The sequence below is a fragment of the Ruegeria sp. AL12 genome (assembly GCF_056540885.1).
The window spans coordinates 312575-325274 of sequence record NZ_JBQFXN010000001.1 but is presented as its reverse complement, the minus strand read 5'-3'; the positions used below and the strand labels follow the sequence as shown (position 1 = coordinate 325274).

At 59.0% G+C, this 12700-nt stretch carries 11 protein-coding genes; 5 read left to right on the top strand and 6 right to left on the bottom strand.

Features of this window, described 5'->3' with window-relative positions; genetic code table 11:
• The first annotated feature begins 3 nt into the window (after positions 1 to 3).
• Positions 4 to 546: a pyridoxamine 5'-phosphate oxidase family protein gene (locus ACR0C6_RS01630; protein WP_480618037.1), complete on the top strand. Its 543-nt coding sequence runs from the start codon at positions 4 to 6 to the stop codon at positions 544 to 546.
• 5 nt (positions 547 to 551) lie between these two features.
• Positions 552 to 1238: a DNA alkylation repair protein gene (locus ACR0C6_RS01625; protein ID WP_480618036.1), complete on the top strand. Its 687-nt coding sequence runs from the start codon at positions 552 to 554 to the stop codon at positions 1236 to 1238.
• Here ACR0C6_RS01625 and ACR0C6_RS01620 read toward each other — a convergent pair.
• The gene (locus ACR0C6_RS01620) at positions 1226 to 1657 is read right to left on the bottom strand and encodes a hypothetical protein (RefSeq protein ID WP_480618035.1); all 432 of its coding nucleotides are present in this window, start codon (positions 1655 to 1657) and stop codon (positions 1226 to 1228) included. The two genes, ACR0C6_RS01625 and ACR0C6_RS01620, sit on opposite strands and share 13 nt — an antisense overlap.
• A gap of 90 nt (positions 1658 to 1747) precedes the next feature.
• Between ACR0C6_RS01620 and moaA the strand changes: the two genes are divergently transcribed.
• Both moaA and ACR0C6_RS01610 read left to right on the top strand, forming a co-directional pair.
• A complete protein-coding gene (moaA, locus tag ACR0C6_RS01615; protein ID WP_480618033.1) occupies positions 1748 to 2755 on the top strand; it encodes a GTP 3',8-cyclase MoaA in 1008 nt (335 codons plus the stop codon).
• A gap of 1 nt (position 2756) precedes the next feature.
• Positions 2757 to 4055 carry a 3-deoxy-D-manno-octulosonic acid transferase gene (locus ACR0C6_RS01610; protein WP_480618031.1) on the top strand — a complete coding sequence of 433 codons (1299 nt, stop codon included), beginning with the start codon at positions 2757 to 2759 and terminating at the stop codon, positions 4053 to 4055.
• A 72-nt stretch (positions 4056 to 4127) separates the two neighbouring features.
• On the opposite strand, the gene ACR0C6_RS01605 is transcribed toward ACR0C6_RS01610, so the two are convergent.
• Genes ACR0C6_RS01605 through ACR0C6_RS01585 form a run of 5 tightly spaced genes read right to left on the bottom strand, consistent with a single transcriptional unit; the run spans position 4128 to position 10696 of the window.
• Positions 4128 to 5291 carry a M20 aminoacylase family protein gene (locus tag ACR0C6_RS01605; protein WP_480445684.1) on the bottom strand — a complete coding sequence of 388 codons (1164 nt, stop codon included), beginning with the start codon at positions 5289 to 5291 and terminating at the stop codon, positions 4128 to 4130.
• A 22-nt stretch (positions 5292 to 5313) separates the two neighbouring features.
• On the bottom strand, positions 5314 to 6477 hold the full coding sequence (locus ACR0C6_RS01600; protein WP_171722943.1) for a M20 aminoacylase family protein: 1164 nt from the start codon (positions 6475 to 6477) through the stop codon (positions 5314 to 5316).
• A 16-nt stretch (positions 6478 to 6493) separates the two neighbouring features.
• Positions 6494 to 7660: a M20 aminoacylase family protein gene (locus tag ACR0C6_RS01595; RefSeq protein ID WP_480445686.1), complete on the bottom strand. Its 1167-nt coding sequence runs from the start codon at positions 7658 to 7660 to the stop codon at positions 6494 to 6496.
• Positions 7661 to 7700: 40 nt separating this feature from the next.
• Positions 7701 to 8870 carry an acetylornithine deacetylase gene (gene argE, locus ACR0C6_RS01590; protein ID WP_480618029.1) on the bottom strand — a complete coding sequence of 390 codons (1170 nt, stop codon included), beginning with the start codon at positions 8868 to 8870 and terminating at the stop codon, positions 7701 to 7703.
• Between the two features lie 5 nt (positions 8871 to 8875).
• Positions 8876 to 10696 (bottom strand): ABC transporter ATP-binding protein, encoded by a 1821-nt coding sequence (locus tag ACR0C6_RS01585; protein WP_171227932.1) that lies wholly within the window; start codon positions 10694 to 10696, stop codon positions 8876 to 8878.
• 285 nt (positions 10697 to 10981) lie between these two features.
• Between ACR0C6_RS01585 and ACR0C6_RS01580 the strand changes: the two genes are divergently transcribed.
• The gene (locus tag ACR0C6_RS01580) at positions 10982 to 12688 is read left to right on the top strand and encodes a peptide ABC transporter substrate-binding protein (protein WP_152458615.1); all 1707 of its coding nucleotides are present in this window, start codon (positions 10982 to 10984) and stop codon (positions 12686 to 12688) included.
• Positions 12689 to 12700: the final 12 nt, after the last annotated feature.

Below are 12700 nucleotides of genomic sequence, written 5' to 3'. Positions count from 1 at the left end.
ATTATGGCCAAGCAGTTCCCACAGCTTGAGGAAGCGCATCAAAAGTTCATCGAAGATCAGCACATGTTCTTCGTCGGGACCGCTGGGGCCGAAGGTCGTGTCAATATTTCCCCCAAGGGAATGGATTCGCTGCGGGTATTGGGGCCGAACCGCATCGTCTGGATGAACCTGACCGGCAGTGGCAATGAAACGGCGGGGCATCTTTTGCAGATCAACAGGATGACGCTGATGTGGTGTTCCTTCACCACACGTCCGATGATCCTGCGCACCTATGGCACGGCACGTTGCCTGCATGTCGGGGATGATGGATGGGACGACCTTGCCGGTCTATTTCCTGATCACCGAAGCGCACGGCAGATCTATGACCATTCGATCGACATGGTGCAGACCTCTTGCGGCTATGCCGTGCCTTTCATGGAATTCCAATCCGACCGCGATACGATGCAGAATTGGGTGGATGGAAAATCAGACGAGGACATCCGCTCGTATTGGGTGGAAAGGAACAGCCAAACGATTGATGGAAAGCCAACCGGCGTACCGACGTGAGCCCAATGCTGAGTGGATATCTCGATCAGATCAAAGCGCATGGTGACCCCGAGCGGGCAACCCAGATGGCCAGTTACCACAAGGCGGATCGCATCTATCTGGGCGTCGCGAACCCGGTTCTCAACGACCTGACCAAGGCGTGGCGGAAAGAACTGGACGTACCGGCGCGGGTCGCATTGGCGGACGGGCTATGGCAAAGCAACATCCACGAAGGGCGACTTGCCGCATCCAAGCTTTTGACTCAGGCACGCATCCGACCGGATGCGGCGGTTTGGAATTTGCTTCAAAGCTGGCTGCCGGATTTCGATGCCTGGGCCGTTGCGGACCACGCGTGCATGGCGATGCAAAAACGGCTTTCAGCAGATCCCGAACGGTTGGACGAGGTTGAACTTTGGACCCGGTCCGATCACATGTGGACCCGGCGCGCGGCCTTGGTCGCAACCCTGCCCTGGACCAAACAGAACCACCCCAAGCCTGACGATCTGCACCGCCGTGACAGCATCCTTGGCTGGGCTGCGGGATATGTTTCGGACCGCAACTGGTTCATCCAGAAATCCATCGCCTGGTGGCTGCGCGAACTGTCCAAACATGACCCGGAACGCGTGATCGCCTTTCTGAAACAGCACGGTGATGCCATGAAGCCGTTTGCCCGCCGCGAAGCAGGCAAATACCTGAAAAATCAGTTCACATAGACCTCAAGCTCGACAAGTTCGTCGAAGGGCACCAACAGGGCCCTCATGGCGTCCAGTGACAAGCGGCTGCCGCCGCTTTCCGGACCGGAAACCGGGACCAACGTGATATAGGCCTGCGCCCCGGTCCGTGGCACGACGACACGCGCTGTAACTTCGCTGTCCACCAAGGGCGTCTGCATCCAGCGCCCCGGAGTGGTCGGATCCCCAAGCCCGGCGATGGTGGTTTTCGCCCCAACCCAGTTCGGGCGCGCGGAAACCGGTTCGGGTTGCAACACCTCTTCGGCAACCGCCGTGCCCGTTTCCGCGTCAGGCACCGTCTGGGCGGGCGCGTCGCCCCCGCCGAACACTCGGTCAGTCGTTGACTGCACGGCGTCACATCCGGCCGTCATTACGCATGTCAAAACAAGTATTTTCTTCATGCCGGAAACCTACAACCCTGCGCCCACCTGTTCCAGCGCAAAGCGCAGTTCGCACTTGTCGCGGCCATGTTCCAGCTTTACCTATGTGGCATGACAGCTCCGCTAATCGACCCGTTTGCCCGCGCCATCACGTATCTCCGCGTCTCCGTCACGGATCGCTGCGACTTCCGCTGCGTGTATTGCATGTCCGAGAACATGACCTTTCTGCCCAAGAAAGACCTGCTGACATTGGAGGAACTGGACCGGATGTGTTCGACCTTCGTCAGAATGGGGGTCGAAAAGCTGCGCATTACGGGTGGTGAGCCTTTGGTGCGTCGCAACATCATGACGTTCTTCAATTCGATGAAACGTCATCTGGACAGCGGTGCATTGAAGGAGTTGACGCTGACAACCAACGGTTCGCAACTGCACCGATTTTCCGAAGACCTGTATGCGGCCGGTGTGCGTCGGGTGAATGTCTCGCTGGACACTCTGGATGATGACAAGTTCGCCAAGGTAACGCGCTGGGGTCGCCTGAAACAGGTTTTGAACGGAATCGACGCCGCGCAAAAAGCTGGCCTGCGGATCAAGATAAACGCCGTTGCCCTGAAAGGGTTCAACGAGCCCGAACTTCCCAAAATCACGGAATGGTGCGCCCAGCGGGATATGGATCTGACCTGGATCGAGGTCATGCCCATGGGCGATATCGGCAACGAAGACCGCCTGGATCAGTACTGGTCGCTCAAGGACGTGCGGAAAGAATACGAAAACCACTATTCGGTCACCGATCTGGCCGAACGCAGCGGTGGCCCGGCCCGTTACGTGCGGCTCGAGGAAACCGGCCAGAAAATCGGCTTTATTACGCCGCTGTCGCACAATTTCTGTGAAAGCTGCAACAGGGTCCGCCTGACCTGCACGGGCGAACTCTACATGTGCCTGGGTCAGGAAGACATGGCCGACCTGCGCGGCGCCCTGCGCGATCATCCCGATACCGAACAGCCACTTGAAGACGCGATCCGATCTGCGATCAATCTCAAACCCAAAGGGCATGACTTCGACTATTCCCGCCAAGCCGTCGATGGCCGGATGAGCCGTCACATGAGCCATACAGGCGGCTGATATGCCGGATCATGACGGCCGCCCCACGGCGTTGTACCATGTGTACTGCGCCTTCACGTCTCTGGCCGCGCCCCTGATATGGCGGGTCGTTCGGAACAAGCTGCGTGCAGCAAACGTACCTGACAAGCGGCAACAAGAACGCCTTGGCCATGCCAGCCTGCCCAGACCGAATGGGCGTTTGGTCTGGTTCCACGCCGCCAGCGTCGGTGAAAGCCTCTCGGTCCTCAGCCTGATCAGACGTCTGGCAGACCGCCTGCCCGAGGCCGAGTTTCTGATCACCTCGGGCACCCCGACCTCAGCGGCTCTGATCGAAAAACGCCTGCCGCCCCGTACACGGCATCAATTCCCGCCGCTTGACACGGCAGGCCCGGTCCGGCGCTTTCTGAACCATTGGCAACCAGAGGGCGGGGTTTTCGTCGAAAGTGAGATTTGGCCGCGTTTGATCGTCGAAAGCGCCAAACGCGGCGTTCCGCTGGCACTTCTGAATGCACGACTGTCGGACAAGTCCGTTGCCGGTTGGAAAAAACGCCCCAGAACAGCGCGGTTCGTTTTGAACAAGTTCAACCTGTTCCTGACGCAAAACGACAAAACCGCAGCCAACCTGGCAGCCATGGGTGCCCCTGCCGACCGCGTCCGGCCCGGCACCAATCTCAAGGCCATGTCAGACCCTCTTCCCATAGACCACGGCACGCTCGAAGACATCGGTTCTCAGATTTCTGGCAGACCTGTGTGGATCGCCAGTTCAACCCATGCCGGTGAAGAGGAAATCGTTCTGGCCGCGCATAAATCACTTCTGGAACGCTGGCCCGATCTGCTGCTGTTGCTGATCCCCCGCCACCCAGAGCGCCGCGGCGATATCGCAAAACTACTGGACGCCTCCGATCTCAACGCCGCGTTCCGATCAGAAACTTCCCCGATCAAAACCGAAACCCAGGTATATGTCGCCGATACACTGGGCGAGACCGGCACATGGTACGCTCTGTCTCCCATCGTGTTCCTGGGCGGCTCCCTGAAAAACATCGGCGGCCACAACCCTTTCGAACCGGCCCAGGCCGGAGCCGCCGTGATAACCGGCCCCGGATACTTCAATTTTGCTGAAACTTTCGCGCCGTTGATCAAAACCGGTGGCGCCATCGAAGTTCGGACCGAAACAGATCTCTCTGCGGCGGTCGACCATTGGCTTTCAGACGATCAAGCCCTGACCCGGGCCCGCAGCGCCGCCCAATCCTGCGTCAAGACGCAAAGCAACGCACTGGACTCCGTCTTGGAAACGCTGTGCCGTTCGCTCGACCTTACGTGACCGGGGCGGGCTCCCTCTTCATCTGGCCAAAAATATCCCGGGGGTGTGGGGGCAGAGCCCCCACCCGCCCCATCAAGCCGCCGGCATCCGCTGCTCGACGATCTCTGCCCACCAGCTGCACCCGGCGGGAATCGCCTCATCGTTGAAGTTGTATTCCGGGTGGTGAACCATGGCCGTGTCGCCGTTACCCACCAGGATATAGGCGCCAGGACGCTCTTCCAGCATAAAGGCAAAATCCTCGCCGCCCATGACCAAAGGCGCATCGTCGCAATCACCCGATACCGACCGGGCAACAGCTGCGGCAAACTCTGTCTGCTCTTCACTGTTCACCATCACCGGATACCCGCGGATATAGGTCACATCGGCGGTGCCTCCGAACGTTGCCGCCACACCATTGCAGATCTCATTGATCCGCTTTTCGGCCAGATCCCGCATATCCTTGCTCATGGTGCGCACGGTACCCTTGATCTGAACAGTCTGCGGGATCACGTTGAACGCTTTCGACGAGGTCTCGAACGACGTCACCGACACCACGACCTGGTCGATCGGATCGGCATTGCGCGACGAAATGGTCTGAAGCGCCAACACCGCCTGCGCGGCCAGTACCGTGGTATCTACTGTTTCATGCGGCTTGGCAGCATGACCGCCGCGCCCTTCGAAAGTGATGTCGAACTGATCGGTTGCGGCAAAGAAGGAACCGGGGCGGATGGCGAACTTGCCCACAGGTTGTCCCGGCCAATTGTGCATGCCGTAGACTTCCTGAATATTCCAGCGGTCCATCATGCCATCTTCGCACATTTCACGACCACCACCGCCGCCCTCTTCGGCAGGCTGGAAGATCACAACAACCGTGCCATCAAAATTTCGGGTTTCAGACAGGTACTTCGCCGCACCAAGCAGCATCGCCGTGTGACCATCATGGCCGCAGGCATGCATGGCACCCGGCGTTTTCGAGGCATAGTCCAACCCCGTCGCCTCATGGATCGGCAGCGCATCCATATCCGCCCGCAAACCGATCACCTTGCCGCTGTTGTCCGATTTGCCCTTGATCACGCCAACAACCCCTGTGCGACCGATGCCGGTGACGACCTCGTCGCAACCAAACTCCTGCAACTTCTCGGCCACCATTGCGCTGGTGCGGTGCGTTTCGAACAGGATTTCAGGGTTTTGGTGCAGATCCCGTCGCCAGGCGGTGATCTCATCCTGCAATTCGGCAAAGCGGTTTTTGACTGGCATGTCTATTCTCTCCTAATTCAGTTCAAGCCGCCGGCATTCGGCGCTCGACCATTTCTGCGAACCACGAACATCCAATCGGGATGATCTCGTCGTTGAAATCGTATTCAGGGTGATGCAACCCGGCGCTGTCACCGTTGCCCAGAACGATGAAGGCTCCGGGCCGTTCCTCCAGCATGAACGAGAAATCCTCGCCCCCCATCACCATCGGCGCCTCGATGCAGCTGCCCCCGACCGAGACTGCGGCCTCTGCCGCATATCCGGTCTGAGTTTCGGCATTGATCGTCACCGGAACGCCGCGCGAGTAATTGACGTTCACGGAACCACCGAATGTTGCTGCAATCCCTTCGGCGACCTCTTTGAGGCGCTGTTCGATCAGATCTCGCATCTGGTTGGAATGGGTCCGGACCGTGCCGCGTATCTGCGCCGACTGCGGGATCACGTTGAACGCTTTCGATGACGTCTCGACGGACGTCACCGAAAGCACGGCTTGCAGGATCGGATCGGCATTGCGCGACACGATCGTCTGCAATGCCACGATCAATTGCGACAGCATCACCGTCGTATCGACCGTCTCATGGGGTTTTGCAGCGTGACCGCCGCGCCCTTCAAGATGAATATCAAATTCGTCCGCCGCGGCCAGCAAAGGGCCCGAACGGATCGCGAACTGCCCGGTCGGCAGGCCCGGTACGTTGTGCATCGCATAGACTTCCTGAATGCCGAACCGGTCCATCAGACCGTCCTTGCACATGGCCTCGGCGCCATTCCCGCCCTCTTCGGCGGGCTGAAAGATCACGATTGCAGTGCCATCGAAATTGCGCGTCTCAGAGAGGTACTTTGCCGCCCCCAAAACCATGGCGGTATGCCCGTCATGCCCGCAGGCATGCATCGCGCCTGATGTCTTCGAGGCATAGTCCAGCCCGGTCTGTTCCTGCATCGGCAGCGCATCCATGTCGGCGCGCAGGCCAATCACACGGCCCTGCGTGTCGCTCTTTCCCCGAATGACCCCGACCACGCCGGTGCGACCGATGCCTGTAACGACCTCATCACAGCCGAATTCCTTCAGCTTTTCCGCCACCAGGGCGCTGGTGCGGTGCGTGTCGTACAGAATTTCCGGATGTTGGTGAATGTCACGCCGCCAGCCTGTGATCTCTTCATGCATCTCTGCGAGGCGGTTTTTGATCGGCATGTCACTCTCCCTCAAATTATGCGACGGGCAATCGTCGTTCCACGATCTCGGCAAACCAACTGCAACCGGCGGGAATCGCATTGTCGTCAAAATTGTATTCCGGGTGATGGCACATCGCCGTGTCCCCGTTCCCGATAAAGATGTAAGCTCCGGGCCGTTCTTCAAGCATGTAGGCGAAATCTTCCGACGGCATGATCGGATCAGTGCTGTCATTGACCTTGCCCGCCACGGCCTCGGCTGCCTCGGCGGCGTATGCCGTCTCGGCCTCGGAGTTCACAGTCACAGGATAGCCGGGCGTCCAGACGACATCCGCCTTTGCGCCGAAGGCCGAGGCCGTATCCTCGGCGATCCTGCGCACGCGTTCTTCCGCAATGGCGCGGTATTCGGGGTCGAGCGTCCGGACGGTCCCCTGCAAGCGGACGGTATGCGCGATCACGTTCGACGCGACGCTGTCCGTTTCGAACGTGCCCACGGTCAGCACCACGCGTTTGATCGGATCGACGTTGCGCGCCACGACGGATTGCAATGACACGACGATATGCGAGGCCGCCAGCGTGGTGTCTACCGCATCATGCGGTGCAGCGGCGTGTCCGCCCTTGCCGGTGATCGTGATCTCGAATTCATCAGATGAGGCCAGCAAGGCGCCGGGTCGGATCGCGAATTCGCCCACCGGCAACCCCGGCATGTTGTGCATGCCATAGACCTCATCAATGCCCCAGCGGTCCATCAGGCCGTCCTGACACATGGCCAAGCCACCCGCGCCGCCTTCTTCTGCCGGCTGGAAAATCAGAACCACAGTGCCATCGAAGTTTCGCGTTTCGGCCAGGTACTGGGCGGCCCCAAGCAGCATCGAGGTATGCCCGTCATGCCCGCAGGCGTGCATCTTGCCCGATACGGTCGACGCATAATCCAACCCCGTCGCTTCTTCGATCGGCAATGCGTCCATGTCAGCGCGCAATCCGATCACGCGCCCGGTCGTATCCTGCCGTCCCCGGATCACGGCCACGACACCCGTCCTGCCAATTCCCGGCGTGATCTCATCCACACCAAATTCCCTGAGACGCTCGACAACGAAAGCAGCCGTTTCATGCACGTCATACATCAGTTCAGGATGTGCGTGCAGGTGGCGGCGCCACTTGGTAATATCGCCATGCATCTCTGCAAGTCTGTTTTTGACAGGCATCTCAAGACCCTCCCCTGAACCACTGAGGCCACGTTGAATGTTACGCCGCGCTCAGCCTTTCAACCAATCGTTGCATGAACCCATGCCCAGCTTCGAACTGCGCGATCGATATGAACTCGTTCGGCTGATGAGCCTGCGCGATATCGCCGGGGCCGCAGATCACGGCCGAATACCCGGCCGCCTGAAACTGCCCCGCTTCGGTCCCATAGCTGACGACGTGGCTTGCGTTGTCCCCGGTCAGGGCTCGCACCAAAGCTTCGGCTTCTCCGTCCTGTTCGGGCACCAGCCCCGGGATCGCGAAATGCTCAGACAGTTCGATGCGCGCATCGGGGTGAACGGCCTGCATCCGAGCTTCGACCTGGCGGACCTGTTCGATATAGGCATCGCGCCATTCAGCCTGCGTTTCGTCCGGCACCGTGCGGAAATCCATCATGAAAGTGCAGTCTTTGGCGGTGATGTTATGGGCGGTTCCGCCTTCAATCATGCCGACATGACAGGTTGTCCAAGGCGGATCAAATACAGCCGCGATTTCGCTCTGCTCAGCAGCCATGCTTTCGGCATTTCTGTGATTTGCCCAATCGATCAAAGGCGCCGCCGCCATGATAGCGTTCACGCCAGTGTGCATAATCGAGCTGTGCACTTCGAACCCGACGATATGTGTATCGATGCCGAACCCGCCCTTATGCCCCGTTACCGCCTGCATCATCGACGGCTCACCCACTATCACTGCCGATCCCTTGGGCAGAACCTGTTGCATTGCTTCAATCATCGGCGGTGCACCGGTGCATCCGACCTCTTCGTCAAAGCTGAGCGCCAACTGAAGCGGCCGGCTGATATTGGCATGGTGTGCTTCGACCAGGGCCCAGATGGCCAAGGCGTCAAACCCCTTCATGTCGCAGGTGCCGCGACCGAAGTATCTGCCGTCTTTCTCGGTCACCGTGAAAGGATCAGTGTCCCACGGCTGACCGTCCACCGGCACGACATCCGTGTGACCGGACAGAACCACCGCGCCTTCTTCGGATGGACCAACATGCGCAAAGATCGCGGCCTTGTGCGGTTGGTCCGGATCCGGCCAGCGGTGGCTTTCGATTCCGTGGCCCTGCAAGTAGTCCTGAACCCAATCCACCAGCGGCAGATTGGTATCACGGCTTACGGTCGGAAATGAGATCAACTGTGTCATGATCTCAAGCGGGGTCAGGCGTTTCGCCATTGGGGTCAATACCCGCTGTCCGTGGTCAGGATGAAGTGCCCTGCCTCAACCTCTTGATATTGCGAAGGTTCCGGCGTGTAGTTGGTGGGATGAATAGGAGAAGGGATCGGTTTGAAATTCAGATCCTTTTCCGATTTCCGCTTGTTCGGGTCCGCGATCGGAACCGCCTTCATCAGCGCCTGTGTATAGGGATGCTGCGGGTTCTCGAACACCCGCGCCCGGGGCCCAAGTTCGACAATGCGCCCCAGATACATGACCCCGACATAGTGGCTGACCCGTTCGACCACGGCCATGTCGTGGCTGATGAACAGGTACGACAGGCCCAGCTCGGACTGCAATTCCATCATCAGGTTCAGAACCTGCGCCTGCACCGACACGTCAAGGGCCGAGACCGCCTCATCCGCAATGATCAGCTTGGGATTCAGGGCCAAAGCGCGGGCAATGGCAATCCGCTGACGCTGACCGCCCGACATTTCATGCGGGAAGCGACGCATGAAGCTGCGCGGCAATTGCACCTTGTCGAACAATTGTGCCACACGATCCTGAAGTTCGGATCCCGACGCCACACCATAATTGCGCATCGGCTCGGCGACCTGGTCGACCAGCTGCATCTGCGGGTTCAGCGAGGCGAACGGGTCCTGGAAAATCATCTGCATGTCCAGCCGCGCCTTGCGCAAACCGGATGGATCAAGCTTCATGATGTCGACGCCGTCCAGATCAATCTCGCCCGCCAACGGCTCAACCAGCCGCAGGATCGAACGCCCCGCCGAAGACTTGCCGCAACCGGATTCCCCGACAAGACTGAGCGTCTGACCTTTGTTCAGAGTGAACGAGACATCCTCGACCGCATGAACGTTCGAAATCGTGCGCCGCAAAAGCCCGCCTTTGACCGGGAACCGTGTCGTCAGGTTCTTGACGGTCAGCAGAACCTCTTCCGTACCCGGAATTGGCGCAATGCTCTGCCCTTCGACCCCCAGCAGCTTCATCGGCTCGGGCGCAGATTTACCCTGCATCTCGCCCAGTTTCGGCACCGCGGCCAGCAGCGCCTTGGTATAGTCGTGCTGCGGGTTTTCAAAGATTTCCTTGACCGTGCCTTCTTCGACCTTGTTGCCGCGGAACATCACAACAACGCGGTCAGCCATCTGGGCAACCACGGCCATGTCGTGGGTGATGAACATCACCGCAGTTCCGGTTTCCCGCTTGAGGCGGTCCATCAAGGCCAGAATCTCGGCCTGAATTGTCACGTCCAGCGCCGTAGTGGGTTCGTCGGCAATCAACAGGCGCGGCTCACAAGCCATCGCCATCGCAATGACAACACGTTGGCGCATCCCGCCCGACAACTCGTGAGGATATTGTTTCAGACGGCGCTCGGGCTCTGGGATACGAACCTGACGCAGCAATTCCAGCGCCCGTTCCTCGGCCTGCGCTTTCGTCATGTCCTTGTGGATGCGCAGACCTTCGGTCAACTGGCGGCCCACGGTGAAAACGGGGTTCAGCGCGGTCATCGGCTCTTGAAAGATCATCCCGATCTCGTTGCCGCGAATCTGCTTCATCAGATCCTGATCGGCCTTCGCCAGATCCATTTCTTCGCCATCGCGACGATCAAACAGCAATTCACCGCCCGCGATTTCGCCGCCACCGAACTCGACCAGACGCATCAAGGACAACGATGAAACCGACTTCCCCGAGCCCGATTCGCCAACGATACAAACGGTTTCGCCTGGTTTGACCTCGAACGAGACGTCCTCAACACCAACAACGGGACCGTCTTTTGTCTGAAACTCCACCCGCAGTTTTTTGATTTGAGCAATAGGCTGATCCAGCACGTGCGCGCTCCCTTGACGAGGTTATTCTTGTTCTGAATGCCGAACGCTACGGCGGGCCACCGGGAAAAGTCAAACCCATTACACATTTTCGCGACGGCACCACTTGCATTTTTCTCAAGTTCTGTTTCGATACCCAACGTAACCGCCTTGGGGAGGCAGCGCCGATTTATGTCGTTAGCGCTATTATCTTTATTGATCAAAAACTTACCCCGAAGCGGCAACGCCAAACCCGCAGGCCTTGCGGAGATAATCGAGACACGAACGTGTCCAATTCGGGAGTGACTTATGAAAATCAAAACCCTTTTGCTTGGTGCGATCGCAAGCACGGCAATGGCCCCGATGGCCTTTGCCGAGCGCGGTTCGGACGGCAATGTCAGCATCATCTATTGGCAGGCTCCGTCGATCCTGAACCCGTTCCTGTCCGGCGGTACGAAAGACGTGGAATCGGCCTCGCTGGTGATCGAACCACTTGCCCGCTACGACCAGGACGGCAACATGGTGCCATATCTGGCGTCTGAAATCCCGACCGTGGAAAATGGCGGTGTCAGTGAAGACCTGACGTCGATCACATGGAAAATCGCGCCGGGAATCACATGGTCTGACGGCTCTCCGTTCACCGCTGCTGACGTGAAGTTCACCGCCGATTACTGTATGCACCCGGAAGGTGGCTGCGCGCAGGTGACCAAGTTCGAAGGCGTCACCTCGGTAGAAGCTGTTGACGACCTGACCGTCAAGGTCACTTTCGACGCACCGACCCCATTCCCCTATGGCCCGTTCGTCGGCGGTGAAAGCCCGATCCTGCAGAAGGCCCAGTTCGAAAACTGCATGGGAGCCAAAGCCCCGGAATGCACCGAACAGAACTTCAACCCGATCGGCACCGGCCCCTTTGTCGTCACCGAGTTCAAGCCGAACGACGTGATCACCTTCAAGGCCAACGACAACTATCGTGATCCGGCGAAACCTGCCTTTGCGACCGTGACCTTCAAAGGCGGCGGTGACGCGACGGCTGCAGGTCGTGCCGTCATGGAAACCGGTGAATTTGACTATGCCTGGAACCTGCAACTGGCTCCGGAAGTGATCGCACAGATGCAGGAAGGTGGCAAAGGTACGCCGGTTGCAGGCTTCGGCCCGCTGGTCGAGCGCATCATGCTGAACCAGACCAACCCGTCGCCCGAGCTGCCGGAAGGCGAGCGTTCGACGGCCAAGCATCCGCACCCATTCCTGAAGGACCCGGCCGTTTACAAGGCCATGTCCATGGCCATCGACCGTCCGCTGCTGGTGGAAATCGGCTATGGTCAGGCTGGTAAAGTGACCTGCAACTGGGTTCCGGCCCCTGCCGCGTTCAACTCGACCTCGATGACCTGCGACACCCAGGATATCGAAGGCGCCAAGAAACTGCTGGATGATGCCGGCATCGTCGACACCGATGGCGACGGCGTCCGCGAGAAGGATGGCGTTCCGCTGAAGATCGTCTATCAGACCTCGACCAACGCCGTCCGTCAGGACTTCCAGGCGCTGATCAAGGAATGGTGGAGCCAGATCGGCATTGAAACCGAACTGCGCAACATCAACGCATCGGTCTTCTTCGGTGGTGACCCGGGCTCGCCCGACACGTTCCAGAAGTTCTATGCCGACGTCGAGATGTACGCCAACACCTTCAACGGCACCGACCCGCAATCCTATCTGGGCAATGGTCTGTGCGACAAGGCACCGCGTCCCGAGACGCAGTGGCAGGGCGAAAACATCAGCCGCTTCTGCAACGAAGAGTTCGACAAGCTGCACGCTCAATTGGCCGAAACCGCTGGTCTGGAAGCGCGTGCGGAAATCGCCAAGCAGCTGAATGACATCATGGTTCAGAATGGTGGCATGATCCCGCTGGTTCACCGTGGTCGCCTGTCGGCACATGCAAACACCCTGGGTGGCGTTGTCCTGAACGTTTGGGACAGCGAGCTGTGGAACATTGCGGACTGGTACCGCAAGACCGGTTCCTAAGCACTGACCTTG